This window comes from Paraburkholderia monticola, from assembly GCF_001580545.1.
GTDB classification, from domain to species: domain Bacteria; phylum Pseudomonadota; class Gammaproteobacteria; order Burkholderiales; family Burkholderiaceae; genus Paraburkholderia; species Paraburkholderia monticola.
The window spans coordinates 233,290-253,160 of sequence record NZ_LRBG01000012.1; the positions used below are offsets into that span (position 1 = coordinate 233,290).

A 19,871-nucleotide genomic window follows, 5' to 3' on the forward strand; every position below is an offset into this window, starting at 1 on the left:
GGCTCCTGTCTGGCGCGGCGAGCGCGGTGGCCTCAGCGGCCCGCCGCGTCGGCTGCGGCCACAGCGGCCACGACCGCCGGCGTCGCAGCGTGCGCGCCCACGCGCGCCGGCGCATGGCGCAACGCGTGGCGCCGGCCGATCGCGTGATATTCGATGCCGAGTTCGAGCAGCACGTCCGGCTCGTACAGATTGCGGCCGTCGAAAATCAGCGGCGTTTTCAGCACACGCTTGAGCGCATCGAAGTCGGGACTCTTGAAGACCTTCCACTCGGTCAGGATCACCAGCGCATCGACACCGCTCGCCGCTTCCATCTCGTCGTTCACGAACGACAGGCGCGCATGCTGCTGCGGCACGTCCTGCAGATCGAGCGCGAACACGCGCTTCGCTTCGTCGATCGAAACCGGGTCGTAGGCCTTCACGCGCGCGCCGCGGCGCAGCAGCGCGGCGATCAGCTCGCGGCTCGGCGCCGCGCGCATGTCGTCGGTGTTCGGCTTGAACGCGAGGCCCCACACGCCGAACGTGCGGTCCGACAGATCCTCGCCAAGACGCGCGACGATCTTCTGCGCGAGGATCTGCTTCTGCGCGTCGTTGACCGCTTCCACCGCTTCGAGAATGCGCAGGTTCGCGCCCCGATCGGCCGCGGTGCGGATCAGCGCCTGCACGTCCTTCGGAAAGCACGAGCCGCCATAGCCGCAACCCGCGTACAGGAAGTCGTAGCCGATGCGCGGATCGGAACCGATTCCGCGACGCACCGCCTCGATATCCGCGCCGACGCGGTCGGCCAGATTCGCGAGCTCGTTCATGTACGAGATGCGTGTCGCGAGCATCGCGTTGGCCGCGTACTTCGTGAACTCGGCGGAACGCACGTCCATATGCAGCGTGCGCTCGCGATTGCGGTTGAACGGGGCATACAGGCGCTTCATCAGCTCGCGCGCCTTTTCGCCGGGCACGTCGTCGTCGCAGCCGAGCACGATGCGATCGGGCCGCGTGAAGTCCTCGACGGCCGCGCCCTCCTTCAGGAACTCCGGATTCGACACGACCGAGAACATCTGCTCGACCCCGCGCGCGGCCAGCTCGGCGGCGACCACGTCGCGCACGCGCGAGGCGGTGCCGACCGGCACCGTCGATTTGTCGACGATCACCTTGAAGCCGTTCATATGGCGGCCGATGTTGCGCGCGGCCGCGAGCACGTATTGCAGATCGGCGGAGCCGTCTTCGTCGGCGGGCGTGCCGACCGCGATGAACTGGATGTCGCCGTGTGCGACCGCGGCCTCGACGTCGGTGGAGAACGTCAGGCGTTTCGCGCGGCGATTGCGCGCGATGATCTCCTGCAGACCCGGCTCGTGAATCGGCACGCCACCGTTGTTGAGCACGTCGATCTTGCGCGCGTCGACGTCGAGACAGAACACGTCGTGGCCGATGTCGGCCAGACACGCGCCGGTCACGAGGCCGACATAGCCGCTACCGATGATCGTCAGGTTCATGGATTGCACCTCGATAAATGGAGTTGATTCAGGAATGCGCTCGCGCGACGCGTGGCATCGGCGAGCTCCGGCGTTCGATGGTCAATAGGCGTTGCTGCCCGCGAAGCCCTTCCACAGCGTCAGCACGACGATCTTGATGTCGAGCCAGAAGGTCCAGTGCTGCATGTAGTACAGATCGAGCTTCACGCGGCCCATCATCTTTTCGATGCGATCGGTTTCGCCGCGATAGCCGTTGATCTGCGCCCAGCCGGTGATGCCCGGCTTGATCCGGTAGCGGTGCATGTAGCCCTTGACCAGATCCTTGTAGATGTCGTCGTGCTCGAGCGCGTGCGGACGGGGACCCACCACCGACATCTCGCCGCGCAGCACGTTGATGAACTGCGGCAGCTCGTCGAGGCTGGTGCGGCGCAGGAACGCGCCGACCGCGGTGATGCGCGGATCGCGGCGCGTGGCCTGGGTGACCTTGCCGGCCGTTTCCGTGTGCAGCTTCATCGAGCGGAACTTGAAGATCTCGAACTCGCGGCCGTCGATGCCCTTGCGTCGCTGGCGGAACAACACCGGCCCCGGCGAGCTGAGCTTCACCATCAGCGCGATCACGAGCATCAGCGGCGCGAGCGCGGTCAGCGCGCCGAGCGCGAACAGCCTGTCGAAGACGCGCTTGGGCAGCACGCGCAGGTCGGTGATCGGCGAGGCGGCCAGATTGATCGCCGGCACGCCGAGCAGTTCGACCATCGGCTGGTTGAACAGCGTCAGGCTGCCGACGTCCGGGATGAAGCGGATGTTCACGAAGTCGTTGCGCAGATCCGTCACGAAGCGATGGATCGCCTTCTCCTTCGAGATCGGCAGCGCGAGCCACAGCTCGCGGATCGCGCGCTGCCGCACCAGCTGGATCATGCGCTGATAGTCGCGCTCGACCGGCACGCCCGCGATCGCGTGCGGGGCATCCGGGTCTTCATAGGGATTGATGGTGCCGTCCTCGTCGAACACGACGACGGGTGTGAAGCCCGCTTCCGGGCGGCCGTGCATCTGGTCGATCAGAAAGCGCCCGTACGGCGCGCCACCGACGATCGCGACCGCACGCTGATTGAAACCCTCGCGGCGGAGCCCGCGCAGGATCGAATAGACGATCGCCTTGCTGACGACCAGCAGCACGATCGACGCGAGCGCCCAGTACACGAGCCACAGCCGCGACAGGCTGTCGGAGCGGTGCACGCTGAAGCTGATCAGCACGCCGACCACTTCGACCATCAGCCAGCCGCCCGTCACACGCGAGAGCAGATCGTAGAGCGGCTTGCCGCGCCACGACTGATAGATGCCGAGCGCCGGGAAGAACACCACCACGAGCAGGCAGCCGAACGCGAGCGACATGCTCTGCATATCGTCGAGCCAGACTATCGTGCCGCTGTGCACGGCCGCCGCCAGCACCGCGGCGAGCGCGACCATGGCGATGTCGATGATTCTCGCTAGAACGCTCAGCATGCGCCGCCCCTCTGTTCGTCAGTCAAAGTGCGATCCGTCGGTTGGTTGAAATCGATGTTGCGTGCGGGTTTCGTCATCGGGCTTTTGATTGGCTATCCGCGTCGCGCCTGAATGGGCACGAATGAGCTGACCGGAAAAACGAGTCAGCATGAGTGAATACCCCGGTACATATATCAATAAAGCGGTATTAAAATTCGCAGGACAAGACTGCAAAATATCTCAAATTGTATCGGTCAGAATTTCGACATTATTTTTGCTTTTTGTGCGGTAATTGTTGCCGCCATGCGAGTCGATAGATGCGTCCGGACGCTCGATTCGGGCCCTTCGCCAAGGTAGCTTTCGCTTCATGCAAGCTTCGGCCGCAACCCTTGGGTGGCGGACGCGCCGCCATTCTTGCCGATCATTAAGCGTAAAAAAATGCCAGCCGATTTTTTTGGGATATTTTTTGTTTTCGAATAAACCCGGCGCGCATTTTTTCCTGCTTTTCGAATAAATCAGATGCGCTTTTTATCCATATTGTATTTAACGCGCTTTTATTGATTCGGAACTTCGTGATAAAACTCGACGCACTCATCCAGTCTCGAGGAGATCACCATGACAGCTCCGGCTCCGGTCACGCCCACCGGCACCCGGCCCACCCCCGCCAACTCGCCCAAGTCCGCAACCAGCGTCAAGCTCAAGGTTCATCCCGTGATTCTCGCGGGCGGTTCGGGCACCCGTCTGTGGCCGATGTCGCGCGAGCAGCATCCCAAGCAGCTGATCGGCCTGCTCGGCGAAGAGTCGCTGCTGCAATCGACGACCCACCGTCTCGACCGGCTCGAAGCCGGTTATCCGCTCGCCGGCCAACTGACGGTCGTGGCCAACGAAGAGCAACGCTTTACGACCGCCGAGCAGTTGCGCACGAGCGGCAAGACGAGCCGCTTGATACTCGAACCCGTGGGCCGTGACACCGCGCCCGCGTTGACGGTGGCCGCGTTGTCCGTCGCCGCGCAGGACGAAGACGGCATCATGGTCGTGATGCCCGCCGATCACGCGGTCGCCGACAGCCAAGGCTTTCGCGCGGCGGTGGCCGCCGGCGTGCAGCATGCGGCGGCCGGCCATATCGTCACGATGGGTATCGTGCCGACGCGTCCCGAGACCGGCTATGGCTATATCCGTATCGGCGCGCCGCTCGGTCGTGATGACGCGCGCAATGCTCCGGACGCCGAAGCATCGAGCGGCATCGTCGCGCATCGGCTCGACCGTTTCGTCGAAAAGCCGCATCTGGAGCTCGCGCAGCGCTATGTCGAATCGCGCGAATACTGGTGGAACAGCGGCATTTTCATCGTGCGCGCATCGACGTGGCTCAAGGCGATCCGCCATTTCCAGCCGGCCATTCACGAAGCGTGCGAAGCGGCTTTCGCGGGCGGCAAGTCGGACGGCGACTTCTTCCGGCTGCAACGCGACGCGTTCAGCGCATCGCCGTCGAATTCGATCGACTACGCGGTGATGGAGCAGCTTGGCGGCGACCAGAGCATCACAAGCGGCGTGGTCGTGCCACTCGAGGCCGGCTGGTCCGACGTCGGCTCGTGGGATGCGATCTGGGACATCTCGGAGAAAGACGCGGATCGCAACGTGAGCCGTGGCCGGGTGATGTTCGAAGGCGCGAACTCGACTTTCGCGCATTCCGAAGGACGCCTGATCGCGTGCGTCGGCACCCAGGATCTGGTCGTCGTCGAGACCGCGGATGCGATTCTCGTCGCCGACAAGTCACGCGTGCAGGACGTCAAGAAGATCGTCAACCGGATTCGCGCGGACGGCGGCGCCGAAGCGGCCAATCATCGCAAGGTGCATCGGCCGTGGGGCAACTACGATTCCGTCGATACCGGCGAGCGCTTTCAGGTCAAGCGCATCGTCGTCAAACCGGGGGCGCGGCTGTCGTTGCAGATGCATCATCATCGCGCGGAGCACTGGATCGTCGTGCGCGGCACCGCCCTCGTCACGCGTGGCGACGAGCGCTTCATCGTGTCCGAAAACGAGTCGGCCTATATTCCGCTCGGCGTCACCCATCGCCTCGAAAACCCCGGCAAGATGCCGCTCGAAATGATCGAGGTGCAGTCGGGCTCATATCTGGGTGAAGACGATATCGTGCGCTTCGACGATACGTACGGACGGCAGTGACCTTCGATAGACAGTCATGACGAAGCGGGAACCTGCGGCGGCGTCGAGCGCGGCCGCGGGGACCGCCGGGCTCATCCCACGTGCGAGATGAGTTCCAGATAGGCCGCCGAGAAGCGCTCCGTGGCGCCGCTATCGGTCGTGACCGCGGGTGTGCTGGCCACGCCCGAGCTCGCGCAGTCGGACGGATAGCGGCGCAGCGGTCCGCGCAATGCATTCAGAGGCGGCTTGATCGGCCCGTGCAACGGCGCGCCATGCGTTCCCGCGGCATTCGCCGGGCCATTGACCGAGGTGGGTTCCGGCACATGACGCAGCCCGGATGACGGACGCCCCGCCAGGCGCTGCGCAGGGTTGGCCGATGCGGGTGCCGATGCGGGTGCTGATGAGGGTGCCAAGGCAGGCCCGGGGGTAGCCTCGGCCATCGTCGCGGCTGCGGCATCGGTGGCGCATTCACGATCGATCCACTGCCGCGCCCAGTCGAGCGCGAACTGCTGCGCGTGCCGGCCATCCGCGAAACGCGGGCCGACGAGCCCCGAGCGCTCGACGCGCTTGCCGTCCCTGATGATCTCCGCCCACCCGCGATACATCGCGCCCGGCACTTCTTCGACCACCACATAGATCAGATAGCCGCGCGAATCGGCGACCTGCATGCCGCTTGGCGCAAGGCTCATCGATAGCGACGCACGCGATTCATCCGCCGCGGCTGACGCGTTCGCCGCGTCAGGCGTGGATTGCGCGACATTCGCCACGCTCATCGTATCCGCCTGCCCCGCAGCCGCTTCGGCATGCGTCATCGCCGTCGCCGCGAACGGCGCGAACGCGGAGGTCGCCAGTGCGCCAGCCGATGCCGCCTGAGGCCCGGCCAATTGACGCGTGATATCGCCGATCGGATCGGCCATGCGCCATTGGGTCGACGCGCTCGCGACGCCGGGCGCCTGCCACGACTCGGGACTCTTCCACGACACGCCGCGCAGACCATTGTCTTCGCGCGGGCTCGGGGTTTGCACGACCGGTGCCGCGGGTCTGACCGTAATGGGCGGCGCCGGTTGGGGAATGTACGCGAAGGTGCGGCCGCCCTGTGACAACAGGCGGACCATCTCGAGCAGCGTGCCGTTCAGTTGCCACTCCTCGAAGCGGCGGCGGCAGGTGGGACCGGACGGATAGCGGCCCGGCAGCTTCGACCACGGCTCGCCGGTGGTCAGAATCCACAGCACGGCATTCGTCACGATGCGCGGTTCGGCGCGCGGCCGGCCGCGCCGGTTCAGACGGACGGCCGGCTCGTCAGAGACAAGGGGCGCGAGCAGCGCCCATTCGTCGTTGCTTAGTTCATCGAAAAACATCGGATTTTCTCCACGCAGCCTGGCCTGGCTGCGGCGTTGGGCCTGCCACGGATTCTCAGCGTTCACGACCCGTGTGCGGCCCTCGGTTGCACAAATTTGTTTTGTCCGTTTGGCTGACTGGGACATGGCGCCCACACATGGTGCGGCTCGTCCCTATTGCGAAGCACAAAACGCGGTCTCACTCGTGCACGGGAAAATTTGTGCACGAAGCATACCATTCCAACCTTTGCATGAATACGGTTGAGACAAGTGTTACGGATAGAAACAATCTTGTCCGTTTCGCTGCGTCGATTCACGTATTGCTGTAACAGAGGCGGCTGCTTATCTCGCATCGACTTAGTGTATTGCAAAGCACAATGTCGCGTGATCTAGAGCAATGGCATTTAGAAATACGATTACCCAGCCAGCATGCATTTCAATGCGTTTTGAGGAGCGGCGATATCGCGTATCGGCAGACGGACGGCGACGCACATGCGCGGTGCCATGAAGGCAACGGAAGGCGCGCATGCGCGGGTTGCGCATGCGCGAAGTTCGGGGCGTCGATGCTACGACGAAGTCGCTTCGAGCGACGTTATGCGCGCACCGGTTTCGCTGCGTGCTCGCCGACTACCGTGGTCCATTCGCGCACACGCCAAGCCTTGACGAGTCCGGATAGCACGTAGGGATCGGCCTTGGCAAAGGCTTCCGCGACGGCCGGCGAGCTGCCGGTAAACAGCAGCACCGCACCGTCCGTCGGGTCGGCGAGCGCGCCGGCCAGCAGAAGTTCGCCCCGCCCGGCGGCGGCCCATGCGAGCTTCAGATGCGCGTCGCGGTACTCGCCGCGCCGCTCCAGATAGTCGGGGACCAACTCGTACATCAACAGGTAATGCATGGTAAGTTTCCTCGCGAGGATAAAGATCGACGCGCATCGGCATGTATCCCATCGCCGTTTCGCATCACGTTGAACGTCGAATTTAACGCCTATTTTTTATTCATATGCATTCGCAGCAGAGTAGACATATTCAATGCCTTTTAGTCGTATTCCCATATGATGAACCTGGTAATTTCGTTTCGATACATTTGAAATAATCGCGGCGATTAATCTGCATTGCATATCAATATTGGCGGGTTTGGTTCATTCGATCGTTTCAAACGCCGCATGCCCGGATGCTGCGTCCACTCAGGGAAAACGAGCGCGCAGCGCTGTCAACCAGAATGCGTTTTGGTCCGTTCTCGCAGACGGCATTTGCCATAATGGATGCGCCGAGGGGCTCCGGGATGCCATCGTCGCCCGCGCGCATGAACGACCAAAAACGTTTTCATCACCACCGATGGAGTGTCCCATGAAAATTCAATCCGCTATCGCTACGCTGGTGCTGGGCGCGGTACTCGTCTCGCCGGCGTTCGCGGCGAACAGCCAGCAGACCAAAATGGCCGACTGCAACAAGCAGGCGGGCGACAAGAAAGGCGACGATCGCAAGGCGTTCATGCAAACCTGCCTGTCCGCGAAGCCTGCCGCCGCCTCCGCCCCGATGAGCCAGCAGGACAAGATGAAGGTATGCAACAAGCAGGCGGCCGACAAGAAGGGCGACGACCGCAAGGCCTTCATGAAGACCTGTCTGTCGTCGGCGCCGGCTAACTGAGCACGGTAGCCATCCCCCACGTCGGCGCCATCCGGTCACCGCGGCGCCGGCGCATCGTTGTCCCCACGATGCGCATCGGCCGGATCCCCCTCCTTCGCAGTCCACCCGCCGGAACGCGCCGTTTTCTTCTATGATGGCTGCGGAGACGGCCCACCCTCACAGACAGAATCAATCAATTACGCGGGCCGCCATCTTGTCGTTGGTGCTACTGAGCATCGATTGGAGGCAAGGATGGTATCGAAGCGCAAAAACCGCTGGTTAAGGCGGTGGTTGCTGGTCATCATATTCTGGGCCGTGCCCGTGGCGATCGTCGCGGTCAACGAGATCCGCGAGGAAATGTCGTATAACGGGGTCGATCTCGACCGCGCGCTGACCACCTGGAATTTCACCGACGCGCAGCGCGCCGCCGGCGCACCCGCGCATTGCCACGGCAAGCCCGACGAGGCCAAAGCCGCCGGCTGCCCGGCCGATGTGCTGGCCGCCAACGCGCCGCGCCAGCAGGATGCGATCAACGAATACAGCGTGCGCCGCTCGACACTGTTCGCCTATCTGTGGCACGCCTTCGTCGGCTATTGGGTCGTGCCGGCGGCGATCTTGTTCGTGATCGGCGCGATCATCGGCATGGTGCGCCGCGCGCTGCGGCGCCCGCCCGCGGTCAAGAGTCCTGCGAATCACGGCTGATTCAACGGTTGAGTCCACGGCCGAGTCGCGGCACACCGTTTGCTATCTGTTGCAAATCACTGCATCGAAGCGACACTGTCAACTCCATGTCGATGGCCCGCAGGACGACGCGAAAATCGGTAAAAACCGGCGCACCGCGCAAACGCGTCGCACCGTTCCCACTTTCACCGCGGCTTGGGCGCTCTTCACCTTCGCTCCCTCCAAAGCTCGCTCGCCGGGTACTTCGAGGTCGTGCCGCCAGCCGGTCAAAGTTACTGGCCCGCCGCTTACGATCAGCCCCAAACCCTTGTCCCGTAAGGCTTTTCACGTTGGCGCGCGACGCGCCTTTTACACTGGCCTGTGTTATAACCCAAAGGCAACCAGGCGACACCACGACGGTTGCGCCCCGGATCCATGACGGAGAAAAACGATGCAAAGACGACACTTCATGTTGAAGACGACCGCTGCGCTTGCTTTCGGAGGCCTTGCACTCGCCGGCTGCACGACGACGGGTAACACGCCGGACAATCCCCACGTCGACGCCTCGAAACGACAGTCGATCGACGCGAGCGTCGACGGCACGATGTCCAAGCTGTTCACGACCGTGCCGGGCTCGCGCGAGCTGGTGTCGAAGGCGCGCGGCGTACTGGTGTTCCCATCGGTGCTGCAGGCGGGCTTCATCGTCGGCGGCCAGTATGGCGAAGGCGCACTGCGGGTGGGCGGCGCGACGGTCGGCTACTACAGCACCGTGTCGGGCTCGTTCGGCCTGCAGGCCGGTGCGCAGTCGAAGGCGCTGATCTTCCTGTTCATGACGCAGGATTCGCTCGACAAATTCCGCAACGCGGACGGCTGGTCGGCCGGCGTCGATGCATCGGTCGCGCTCGTGAAGGTCGGCGCGAACGGCGCGGTCGACACGAACACGGCCACCGCGCCGGTGCAAGTGTTCGTGCTGACCAACGCGGGCCTGATGGGCGACGTGTCGCTGCAAGGCACGAAGGTCTCGCGGCTGAAGATCTGAACGCGCTCGTCAGCACCCGTAGCTGAATACTGGAGCGCGCATCACAACGCGTACGTCAGTGTCGTATCGGGATCGCATCGCGGCCGAGGCCGCGCGAATCGCCCTTCAATGGTGTTCGCGCGGCCTTTTTGTTGAGCTGCTGCTCACGCACGAATGAAAACGGCGCTGCGCTTCGCGCAACGCCGTCCTGGTTCGAAATGCTGCAATGATGCCGCGTCAACCGCCCGACGAGTCGACCACCTTGAACCGCGAGCGCTTCTGCGCGCGAATCACCATCTGATACGCCTCCACATACTCCCGCGCCATCCGGTGCGACGTGAAGCGCTCCTCGAAACGCCGCCGCACGCCCGCGCGCGGCACCTTGTGCAGCCGGTTCACGGCCGCCACCGCGCCGATCTCGTCCTCGACGATAAACCCGGTCAGCCCCTCTTCGAGCACTTCAGGCACCGAGCCGCGGTTGAATGCGATCACCGGCGTTCCGCACGCCATCGCCTCGATCATCACGAGACCGAACGGCTCCGGCCAGTCGATCGGAAACAGCAGCGCATGCGCGCCCGACAGAAATTCGGCCTTCTGATCATCGGCAATCTCGCCGATGTACTCCACGTACGGCAGGTCGAGCAAGGGCCGGATATCGCGCTCGAAGTATTCGCGGTCGGCCGAATCGACCTTGGCGGCAATGCGAATCGGCAAGCCGCAGCGGCCCGCGATGCGGATCGCCGTATCGACGCGTTTTTCCGGCGAAATCCGGCCGAGAAACGCGAGGTACCGCTGCTCGACCGGTTGCGGCGTGTACAGCTGCTCCGGCAACCCGTGATAGACCGTGGTCAGCCAGCGCGCCTGCGGCAGCGGATGACGCTGCGCATTCGAAATGGAGATCACCGGCGCGGTGTTGAACGTGTCGAACACCGGCTGCTGCTCGGGCAGATCGAGCCGGCCGTGCATCGTCGTGACGAACGGCGTGTCCTGGCGCTTGAATACCGAGAACGAGTAGTAGTCGAGGTGAAAATGCAGCACGTCGAACTCGTCGGCCTGGCGGCGCACGAGTTCCATCAGCAGCATATGCGGCGCGATGCGGTCGCGAATGCCCGGATCGAGGCGCAGCGCGCGCGGCCAGACCGCTTCGAGCTTGGCGCTGGTGACGGAGTCGCCGCTCGCGAACAGCGTCACGTCATGGCCCTGCTCGACCAGCGCCTCGGTGATGTACGACACGACGCGCTCCGTGCCGCCATAGAGCTTCGGCGGCACCGATTCGGTCAGCGGGGCGATCTGAGCAATCTTCATATTTGTGTCTCCGTAAGCCAGCGGCTGGCGCGCCAAACGCGGCGCCGCGGCGACGCCGAGTATGACAGCGCCATGACGTCGGATCAATGCACGCCGCGCATATCAGCGTCGCGAGCATCATCGTAGGGGGCATTATTCCCTGGCAGCCGCGGAAAAGCCGCCGGTCTTGCAATTGCTCGGTGCTGTTACAAACGGCTTACATCCCGTGACAGGCGCTCACGCGCCGGCCTGGGACGACTGCGCCCCCTCACTTGTAGCCGCCGCCCTCGCCCGTCTTGTGCAGCGGCATGCTGCGCAAATCGCTGAGGAAAGTGTCGCGCCACACGCCGAGATCGTTCTTGCGCAGCGCCGCCATGTCGCTCTCGTGCCGTCGCTGACGCGCCTCGAGCGGCATCTGCAGCGCGCGTTGCAGGGCTTCGCACATGCCGATCGCGTCGTGCGGATTGACGAGCAGCGCGCCGGAGAGTTCGGCGGCCGCGCCCGCGAAAATCGACAGCACGAGCACGCCGGGATCGTCGGGATTCTGCGCGGCGACATACTCCTTCGCGACGAGGTTCATGCCGTCATGCAGCGGCGTGACGAAGCCGATCTGCGACTCGCGAAACAGCGACATCAGCTTCCAGCGGTCGTATTGCTGGTTCAGGTAGCGGATCGGCGTGTAATCGAGCCCCGAGTAGCGGCCGTTGATGCGCCCGGCTTCGTATTCGAGATCCTGGCGGATCTTCTGGTAGGTCGCGACGTCGGAGCGCGTCGGCGGCGCGATCTGCACGAGCGTGACGTTGCCGCGCCATTCGGGTGAGCGTTCGAGCAGCAGTTCGAACGCGCGAAACCGCTCGACCAGTCCCTTCGAATAATCGAGCCGGTCGACGCTCATGATCAGCTTGCGCCCCTCGAGACTCTGCTTCAGGTCGAGCACGTGCTGGCGGCTTTCGTAGCGCTTCGCCTGCTCGGCGATTTCGTCGGGGAATACGCCGATCCGGTAGACGCCGGTGCGCAGCGTGCGGCCGAACGCCTCGACTTCGCCGTCCGCGCTGACGGTGCCGCGCGCATGACGGGTCACGTAGTCGTGGAACGCCTGCTGGTCGGTGGCGGTCTGGAACCCGAGCAGGTCGTAGCACGACAGCGACTTCGCGAGTTCTTCGTGAGGCGGAATGTTGAGCAGGATCTGCGGCGCGGGAAACGGAATATGCAGGAAGAAACCGATGCGGTTCGTCACGCCCTCGTTGCGCAGCGCCTCGGCGAACGGGATCAGATGGTAGTCGTGAATCCAGATGATGTCGTCGGGTTCCAGCAGCTTGACCAGCTTGTGCGCGAGCCACGCATTGACGCGCCGGTAGCCCGCGTATTCGTCGCGCTCGTAGCGCGCGAGATCGTTGCGATAGTGGAACACCGGCCACAGCGTCGCGTTCGAGAAACCGCGGTAGTACTGGTCGTAGTCCTTGCGCGTGAGGCCCACGGTCGCGAAGGTCACCGAGCCGTCCTGCTCGAGCGTCGGCCCGGCATTGGCGACCGTCTCGCTGACCACGTCGCCGCTCCAGCCGAACCAGACGCCGCCCGCATCCTTGAGCGCGCCGAACACGCCCACAGCCAGTCCGCCTGCCGATCCCTTGGTCTCCGTCGGCGTCGCAACCCGATTCGACACGACGATCAATCGGCCCATCTTTGGATGTCCTCCGTAGTTCTTGCCAGACGCCGCGCCGCCTGAATGAGCGTGGCGCGCCGTATGGCAGCAAACCGCATGCCCGCGCATGCCCACGCACGGTTTCGCGCGAGCGCGCGCACGCAGTTTGGCGTTCGCGATTCTCGACCCGCAGCTAAGCCTGCTCCTTTGCCTTGTGCGGGGCCTCGGCCACGCCAGGGCGGCCGATGCGGGTCGCCACTGGATCGGCTTCGGTATGCGCCGCCGTGCTGCCAGCCGGCGTCTGGCGACTGCGCGGCGCCCAGTCGAGCGGGCCCTCGCCGCCTGTCTCCAGCTCCGCCGATACCTCGGCGCGCGCCCGCGGCAGGTATTCCGGGTAATGCCGGTGAATAAAATCGAGCAAGCCTTCGCGCACGCGGCAACGCAGGTCCCACGCGAGGCCGGAATCGGGCGCGCTGACGAGCGCGCGCAGTTGCATCGCGCGCTCGGTGCAGTCCGTCACCTGCAGCACCTGCACGCGGCGGTCCCACTCGGGCGCGCTCTCGACGATGCGCGCGAGCTCCTCGCGCAGCGGCGCGAGCGGCATGCGGTAATCGACGAACAGGAACACGGTGCCGATGATCTGCGAACTGCTGCGTGTCCAGTTGGAGAACGGATTCTCGATAAACCATTGCAGCGGCACGATCAGCCGGCGCTGATCCCACAGCCGCACCGACACGTAAGTGCCGGTGATCTCCTCGATGCGCCCCCACTCGTTCTGGATCACGACGACGTCGTCGAGGCGGATCGGTTGAGACAGCGCGATCTGCAGACCGGCGATCAGATTGCCGAGCACCGGCCGCGCCGCAATACCGGCAACCAGACCGGCGACACCCGCCGACGCCAGCAGGCTCGCGCCGATCTGCCGCACGTTCGGCAAGGTCATCAGCGCGCCGCCCACGCCGACGATCACGATCACGATCATCACCGAGCGCGCGAGCACGCGCGCCTGCGTATGGATGCGGCGCGCATGCAGGTTATCGGCGGTATCGAGCGGATGGGCGCGGATGATCGCTTCGCCGATCGCCGCGGCCGAGCGCACCGACAGCCACGTGAGCGCGGCGATCAGCGCGATGCCGGTGACGTCGCGCACCGGTTCGATGAAGTTGAGGGTATCGGGCGCCTCGGACCAGACCCACGCGAACACGACGATCACGAGGGTGAACAGCGAGGGCTTGTCGATATAGCGCAGCACGACGCTCGTCACCGCATGCGGCAGCGCGAGGCGCATCACGATCCGCGCGCCGAAGCGGTGAATGCCGATGGCCACGATCGTTACGATGGCCGTCACGATCAGCGTGCCAAGCCATGTATGCAGCGGCGAGGCGGCCACGCGGTAGAAGTCGTCGATAGTAGGCATAACGGGCATCTTCCTCCGGGCTCGATGAGCGGCGGCGCGCCTGCGGGACTACTGACTGCTGACTGCTGACTGCTGACATCTGAAGTCGTCGCCACAATGGGGGCGGTGACTCGACGCCCGGCGCACGCGATGGCGCCAGGGCGTTACAACGGGTTCTACGCGGCCCGGCGGTGGCCGATCAGCCGCCGCCCTTGCACGGAAACGCCTTGCCGAGACCCAGCGAAATCGCCGTGCTCGCGTTGTAGCCCACGGCGTTCGGCGTCTCGGCGATGTACTTGCGCACCGCGTCGGTCAGCTGCGCCGAGCGCGCATCCGGCGGCAGACAGAAGTACTGGCCGACGCGCGGACCGGTGGTGCCGCCGATCGCGTCGATGGTGTTGAAGATACCGTCGGCCGCGCCCTCGATGTAGGCCGCGCAGGCACTACGCGAAGCCACGTCGGTCTTGGTGCACAGCTTGTTGAGGTCGCCCCCCGTAAATGCGGCTGCCGAAAGCGGCAAGGCAAGCGCGCCGGCGAAAATCAAAGCCCGCAGCATGGTGTTCCTTTCCAGGGTTGTTTATCACGCGGTCTTTCTGCCGCATCCGGACGGCGCGCCAGACGGCGCGCCGAAGTCGTCATTCTGCACTGTTTTATGCGGCGGCAGCAGGCTCGCTGCCGCGCGGGTCGGACAAAACCGCTGCGAATCAACTATGAAGCGGCTATGAATCCGCTACGAATCGGCCGCCAGGCGGCTAAGCAACGGTGTGCCCGCCGGCAGGGTCACTGCTTCGGCTGCTGCGTCTGTTGCATGCGCGCTGTGAGGCCTTCGACGACGTCCGGCTCCTTGTACGTCTTGGCGAAATCGAGCGCGGTCATGCCGATCTGGTTTTTCACGGACAGGTCCGCGCCATTGTCGAGCAGCAGCTTGACGGTCGACACGTGGCCGCCGCGCGCGGCCATCATCAGCGGCGTGGTGCCGTTGGGCGAGCCCGCGTCGACGTAGGCCGAGTGGTCGAGCAGCACCTTGACGATGTCGTCGTGGCCGTTCGCGGCCGCATAGTGCAGCGGCGCCCAGCCCTTCTTGTTGACCTCGGCGTCCTTAGAGATCAGCAGGTTCACCATATTCAGGTCGCCGACCAGCGACGCCATCATCAGCGCGTTTTCGCCCGCCTTGTCCTGAATCTCGATATCGGTCTTCGGATTCGCGAGCAGCGCGGCCGCGACCTTGTCCGATTTCTCCCGCGCGGCGATCACCAGCAGCGGCATGCCCTGATTGTCGATGCTGTTCGGGTCCATGCCCTTCGCGAGCAGCTTGTTGACGCCGTCGACGTCGTCGAACTTGACCGCCTTGATCAGCGTGTCGATCGGCGCCGCATGCGCGGGCAGCGCGACCAGCGCGGCACACGCGAGCGCGGCGGCGCACGCGAGACGGCGCGCAGGTGCCAGCGCGCGGGCGGCCCCCGCACGGGCGGCCCCACCAGAGGAAGCCGGATGGAAAGCAGCGTTCGACGTCGAAATATTTTTCATATAGTACTTTAGGAAACTTCCCTATCCCTTTGATGTTGCTGAGCTTTCTTGCTCAAGCGCCGGCCGGTTCAGCAATCCCGAACAGCCTGAAGAAATTTTGCGTGGTCGCGGCGGCGAGCGCCTCGTCCGGCATCTCACGTTGCTGCGCGATGAAGCGTCCGACATAACTGACGTACGCAGGTTCATTCGGCTTGCCGCGATACGGCACCGGCGCCAGATACGGCGAGTCGGTTTCGATCAGCAAACGCTCGAGCGGCACCCGGCGCGCGACGTCCTGCACATCGGTCGCGCTCTTGAACGTGACGATGCCCGACAGCGAAATGTAAAAATTCTGCGCGAGCGCCTGCTCGGCGACAGTCCACGGTTCGGTGAAGCAATGCATGACCCCACCGGGCACGCCCGCGCGCTCCTCGGCCATGATGCGCAGCGTATCTTCCGACGACGAGCGCGTGTGGATGATCAGGGGCTTGCCGGTCGCGTGCGCGGCGCGGATGTGGGTGCGAAAGCGCTCGCGCTGCCACTCCATGTCGGCGATCGAGCGTCCTTCGAGACGGTAGTAGTCGAGCCCGGTCTCGCCGATCGCGACCACCTTCGGGTGCTCGGCGAGCTCGACCAGTTCGGCGACGCTCGGCTCGCGCATGTCCTCGTGATCGGGATGCACGCCGACCGACGCGTACACGTTCTCATAGCGGCTGGCGATGTCCAGCACCGACGGCAGCGTTTCGAGATCCACCGACACGCACAGCGCGTGCGAGACCGAATGGCTGCGCATGTTTTCGAGCACTTGCGGCAGACGGTCCGCGAGTCCTTCGAAGTTGATATGGCAGTGCGAATCGACAAACATGGTCAGGTCCTGCGAAAAATGGGCTAGCGGCCGGGCGATCGATGGGCCGGGGGCGCCTGGGACATCAGGTAGCCTGGCTCAGCTGGCGTGCGCGAGGCGCTTGCCGAGAATCACCAGATCGCGCTCGACGCCGTCCAGCACCGCGACGCGCGGCAGCGTGCCCCACGCCTCGAAGCCGAAACCGCGGAACAGCCGCACGCTCGCGTCATTGTGGCCGAACACGAAGCCGAGCACCGTGTCGATGCCGAGGCCGGGTGCCGCGTCGAGCGAAGCGGCCAGCAACTGCTTGCCGAGGCCCTGGCCGCGCGCGCTTTCGTCGAGATAGATGCTGACTTCGGCGGTGCGCTGGTAGGCCGGGCGGCCGTAGAAATCGGAAAAGCTGAGCCACGCGATCACGCGCCCCGCCTGTTGCGGATCTTCGACCACCCACAGCGGCCGCTTCTGCGGGCCGTGTGCATGAAACCACGCGTGCCGGCTCTCGATGCTGACCGGCTCGAGGTCCGCAGTGACCTGGCGCGACGGAATAGTCGAATTGTAGATGGCGACGATCGCGGGCAGATCGTCGAGCGTGGCGTCGCGGTAGGAAAGGCTCATGGTGGGTTGGTTTGAATGGAAAAAAACGGAAGGCTTCCTGACAGCAGGCTCACGCGAACAGTGCGCGGTAGCCGATGAACAGTTCCTCGAACACGAGCCGCGCGTTCAATGGATGGTTCTCGACGGCGCGCTGGCGCGTGACGGTGCGCAGAAAACGCGCGAAGGCATTGGCGTCGGCCTGCGCGGCGCAGCGCGTGAGCGCGGCCGATGCCTGCGGGAAATACCGCGGCGCGCCGGCGGTGCGCTCGGCGAGCAGATCATACATCCAGCGCTGCAGCCAGCCGAGCACGAGCGGCACCGGCAGCTTCTGCAGCGCCTCGCCGCAGGCGAAGGCGTCGCATCCGGCGCCGGCCGCGAGCTGCTTGAGCGTCCAGTCGCGCAGCGGGCGGTTTTCGTCGCTGGCGAGCGCCAGCGCGGCGAGCGGCGCGCCGCCCGCTTCGGCGAGCAGCGCGGGGGCGTCGTCGAGCCCTTGCGCCGCCAGCCATTGCGTGGCTGCCTGCGGCGCCGGCACGCTCATCGGCCACTGACGGCAGCGGCTGATGATGGTCGGCAGCAAGCGGTCGATGCGCGCCGACACCATCAGGAACACGACGCCCGCGGGCGGCTCTTCGAGCGTCTTCAGCAATGCATTGGCGGCCGCGACGTTCAGCGCCTCGGCCGGATACAGCACGACCACGCGCGCGCCGCCGCGATGCGAACCGACGCCGACGAAGTCGAGCAACCCGCGGATCTGCTCGATCTTGATTTCCTTGCTCGGCGTACGGGTCTTTTTGCCTTCGTCGCCATCGGCCTTCTCGGCTTTGTCGTCGGCGCCGTTCGCGGCGTTCGCGAAACCGGCTTCGGCGGCGAGCGCCTCCGGCAAGACGATGCGGTAATCGGGATGATTGCCCTGCACGAACCAGTTACAGGCCACGCACGCACCGCACGGCTCGCCGTTCGGCTGCGGCGCCTCGCACAGCAGCCCTTGCGCGAGGTGCTGCGCGAAGCGCAGCTTGCCGATGCCCGCCTGACCGTGCAGCAGCAATGCGTGCGGCCAGTGGTCGCGCAACTGCTGCAGGCGGTTCCAGTCATCGGCTTGCCACGGATAGATCATCGTTTGTTTTATCGAATCAAAAGGTTATAAGCGCTATTTCAGGCATCGCAAGAACTCTGCGCAGCGCTATAAACGCAAATTATATTGATTTAAAATCAGAGTGTTGTGATCAATTCTTCAAGCTGCTTCTGAATTCGCACGACGCTTTGCGAAGAGTCGATGATAGCGAATCGATACGGCGCTTCTTCGGCCCGGCGCATGTACTCGGCTCGCGTGCGTTCGAAAAACGCCACCGACTCGCTCTCGAAACGATCCGGGTTGCGCGCGGCGCTGCGCCGCTCATTGGCGATCGCGGGCGGCAAGTCGAACAGCACAGTCAAATCGGGCTGGAAACCGCCCTGCACCCAGCGCTCGAGCGCCTCCAGCTTGTCGCGCGGCAAGCCGCGGCCGCCGCCCTGGTAGGCAAAGGTCGCGTCGGTGAAACGGTCGGACAGTACCCAGTCGCCGCGCGCGAGCGCCGGTTCGATCACCTCGGCCAGATGCTGGCGGCGCAGCGCGAACATCAGCAGCGCCTCGGTTTCGAGGTCCATCTTCTGATGCAGCACGATCTCGCGGATCTGCTCGCCGAGCGGCGTGCCGCCCGGCTCGCGCGTCATCACGACCGAGCGGCCGCTTGGCGCGAGCTTCGCCTCGAGCCGTTCGCGGAACCAGCCCAGATGCGTGGTCTTGCCCGCACCGTCGATGCCCTCAAACGTAATGAATTTGCCGCGCGCCATCATTGCCCTCGAATGTATTTGTCCACGGCCTTGTTGTGATCGCCGAGGGTGTCAGAAAAGATGCTGCTGCCGTCGCCGCGCGACACGAAGTACAGCGCGGTGCTTTGCGCCGGGTTCAGCGCCGCCTGCAGCGAGGCGACGCTCGGCAGCGAAATCGGCGTCGGCGGCAGACCCATGCGGGTGTAGGTATTGTAAGGAGTGTCGGTCTGCAGGTCTTTCTTCCTGATGTGGCCGGCGTAGCTGTCGCCCATCCCGTAGATCACGGTCGGGTCGGTCTGCAGCGGCATGCCCGCGCGCAGACGGTTGGCGAACACCGCCGCGACGAGCGGCCGGTCGGACGGCTTGCCGGTTTCCTTCTCGATGATCGACGCCATCGTCAGCGCGTCGTACGGCGTCTTGTACGGCAGGTTTGACGCGCGGGCGAGCCACGCCTCGTCGAGACGCACGCGCATCAGCCGGTACGCGCGACGATAGATGTCGAGGTCGCTCGTACCTTTGTCGAACAGATAGGTATCGGGGAAGAACAGCCCTTCGCCGTTGCCGATCGACGCCTCCGGCGCGCCGATCGCGCTCATCAGATCGGCGTCGCTCATGCCGGCCGTATCGTGCTTGAGCGCGGGATTCGTGTCGAGCTCGGCGCGCATGTGCTTGAAGGTCCAGCCTTCGATGATGGTCGCCACATATTCGTTGACGTCGCCGCGCGCGATTTTCTGCAGCACCTCGTACGGCGTGATGCCGCTCTTGAACTCGTAATTGCCGGACTTCAGCTCGCTTTGCAGGCCGAGCAGCCGGGTCATCACGATGAACAGCTCGGGCTCGACCGGCACGCCGCCGCGATTGAGCTGCAGCGCGACGCTGCGCAGGCTGCTGTGCGGTTTGACGGTAACGTCGAGTTGCGCCGGGGTCAGTTCGAGCGGGCGGGTGGCCCAGTAGTATCCAGCGGCGATGGCCGCCGCGGCCAGCACGACGACAAGCGCGCCGGCGGTGAAACATTTCTTCAGAAGGGACATGCGAAACGTAGCAGGGTTGGACTGAA

Annotated in this window: 18 protein-coding genes; 4 read left to right on the top strand and 14 right to left on the bottom strand. The window is 64.6% G+C overall.

Annotation, left to right across the window (positions count from 1 at the left end):
* Positions 1-32 precede the first annotated feature (32 nt).
* Together CI15_RS15695 and CI15_RS15700 are read right to left on the bottom strand one after the other, a co-directional pair.
* A complete protein-coding gene (locus CI15_RS15695; RefSeq protein ID WP_062129244.1) occupies positions 33-1,484 on the bottom strand; it encodes a UDP-glucose dehydrogenase family protein in 1,452 nt (483 codons plus the stop codon).
* An 81-nt stretch (positions 1,485-1,565) separates the two neighbouring features.
* Positions 1,566-2,963: an undecaprenyl-phosphate glucose phosphotransferase gene (locus tag CI15_RS15700; protein WP_062129245.1), complete on the bottom strand. Its 1,398-nt coding sequence runs from the start codon at positions 2,961-2,963 to the stop codon at positions 1,566-1,568.
* A 594-nt stretch (positions 2,964-3,557) separates the two neighbouring features.
* Between CI15_RS15700 and CI15_RS15705 the strand changes: the two genes are divergently transcribed.
* Positions 3,558-5,123, top strand: a complete 1,566-nt coding sequence (locus CI15_RS15705) for a mannose-1-phosphate guanylyltransferase/mannose-6-phosphate isomerase (protein WP_062129246.1) — start codon at positions 3,558-3,560, stop codon at positions 5,121-5,123.
* Between the two features lie 71 nt (positions 5,124-5,194).
* On the opposite strand, the gene CI15_RS15710 is transcribed toward CI15_RS15705, so the two are convergent.
* Positions 5,195-6,460, bottom strand: coding sequence for a transposase (locus tag CI15_RS15710; protein ID WP_062129247.1), 1,266 nt, complete (start codon positions 6,458-6,460; stop codon positions 5,195-5,197).
* Positions 6,461-7,031: 571 nt separating this feature from the next.
* Positions 7,032-7,331 carry a YciI-like protein gene (locus CI15_RS15715; protein WP_062129248.1) on the bottom strand — a complete coding sequence of 100 codons (300 nt, stop codon included), beginning with the start codon at positions 7,329-7,331 and terminating at the stop codon, positions 7,032-7,034.
* Between the two features lie 451 nt (positions 7,332-7,782).
* Here CI15_RS15715 and CI15_RS15720 point away from each other — a divergent pair, with 451 nt between their 5' ends.
* The 3 genes from CI15_RS15720 to CI15_RS15730 all read left to right on the top strand — a co-directional run bounded on the left by CI15_RS15720 (position 7,783) and on the right by CI15_RS15730 (position 9,760).
* Positions 7,783-8,082 carry a PsiF family protein gene (locus CI15_RS15720; protein ID WP_062129249.1) on the top strand — a complete coding sequence of 100 codons (300 nt, stop codon included), beginning with the start codon at positions 7,783-7,785 and terminating at the stop codon, positions 8,080-8,082.
* A gap of 231 nt (positions 8,083-8,313) precedes the next feature.
* Entirely contained in the window at positions 8,314-8,763 is a 450-nt protein-coding gene (locus tag CI15_RS15725) for a hypothetical protein (RefSeq protein WP_062129250.1), read from the top strand.
* A gap of 409 nt (positions 8,764-9,172) precedes the next feature.
* Entirely contained in the window at positions 9,173-9,760 is a 588-nt protein-coding gene (locus CI15_RS15730; protein ID WP_062129251.1) for a BPSL1445 family SYLF domain-containing lipoprotein, read from the top strand.
* 216 nt (positions 9,761-9,976) lie between these two features.
* Here the strand turns inward: CI15_RS15730 and CI15_RS15735 are convergent, their stop codons facing one another.
* From CI15_RS15735 to mltG, 10 genes are all read right to left on the bottom strand, one after another.
* Complete coding sequence (locus CI15_RS15735; protein ID WP_062129252.1) at positions 9,977-11,044, bottom strand: glycosyltransferase family 4 protein; 1,068 nt, start codon at positions 11,042-11,044, stop codon at positions 9,977-9,979.
* A 247-nt stretch (positions 11,045-11,291) separates the two neighbouring features.
* Positions 11,292-12,704: an alpha,alpha-trehalose-phosphate synthase (UDP-forming) gene (gene otsA / locus CI15_RS15740; RefSeq protein WP_062129253.1), complete on the bottom strand. Its 1,413-nt coding sequence runs from the start codon at positions 12,702-12,704 to the stop codon at positions 11,292-11,294.
* 154 nt (positions 12,705-12,858) lie between these two features.
* Positions 12,859-14,082: a mechanosensitive ion channel family protein gene (locus tag CI15_RS15745; protein WP_062129254.1), complete on the bottom strand. Its 1,224-nt coding sequence runs from the start codon at positions 14,080-14,082 to the stop codon at positions 12,859-12,861.
* A gap of 178 nt (positions 14,083-14,260) precedes the next feature.
* Positions 14,261-14,617 (bottom strand): Rap1a/Tai family immunity protein, encoded by a 357-nt coding sequence (locus CI15_RS15750; RefSeq protein ID WP_062129255.1) that lies wholly within the window; start codon positions 14,615-14,617, stop codon positions 14,261-14,263.
* A gap of 224 nt (positions 14,618-14,841) precedes the next feature.
* Entirely contained in the window at positions 14,842-15,588 is a 747-nt protein-coding gene (locus CI15_RS15755; protein WP_062129256.1) for an ankyrin repeat domain-containing protein, read from the bottom strand.
* Positions 15,589-15,640: 52 nt separating this feature from the next.
* Positions 15,641-16,432 (bottom strand): TatD family hydrolase, encoded by a 792-nt coding sequence (locus tag CI15_RS15760; RefSeq protein WP_062129257.1) that lies wholly within the window; start codon positions 16,430-16,432, stop codon positions 15,641-15,643.
* A 78-nt stretch (positions 16,433-16,510) separates the two neighbouring features.
* Positions 16,511-17,026 carry a GNAT family N-acetyltransferase gene (locus tag CI15_RS15765; protein WP_062129258.1) on the bottom strand — a complete coding sequence of 172 codons (516 nt, stop codon included), beginning with the start codon at positions 17,024-17,026 and terminating at the stop codon, positions 16,511-16,513.
* Positions 17,027-17,075: 49 nt separating this feature from the next.
* On the bottom strand, positions 17,076-18,119 hold the full coding sequence (locus CI15_RS15770; protein WP_062129259.1) for a DNA polymerase III subunit delta': 1,044 nt from the start codon (positions 18,117-18,119) through the stop codon (positions 17,076-17,078).
* Between the two features lie 95 nt (positions 18,120-18,214).
* Positions 18,215-18,835: a dTMP kinase gene (tmk, locus tag CI15_RS15775; protein ID WP_062129260.1), complete on the bottom strand. Its 621-nt coding sequence runs from the start codon at positions 18,833-18,835 to the stop codon at positions 18,215-18,217.
* Positions 18,835-19,845, bottom strand: a complete 1,011-nt coding sequence (gene mltG, locus CI15_RS15780) for an endolytic transglycosylase MltG (RefSeq protein ID WP_062129261.1) — start codon at positions 19,843-19,845, stop codon at positions 18,835-18,837. The genes tmk and mltG overlap by 1 nt, the downstream gene beginning before the upstream one ends.
* Positions 19,846-19,871 lie beyond the last annotated feature (26 nt).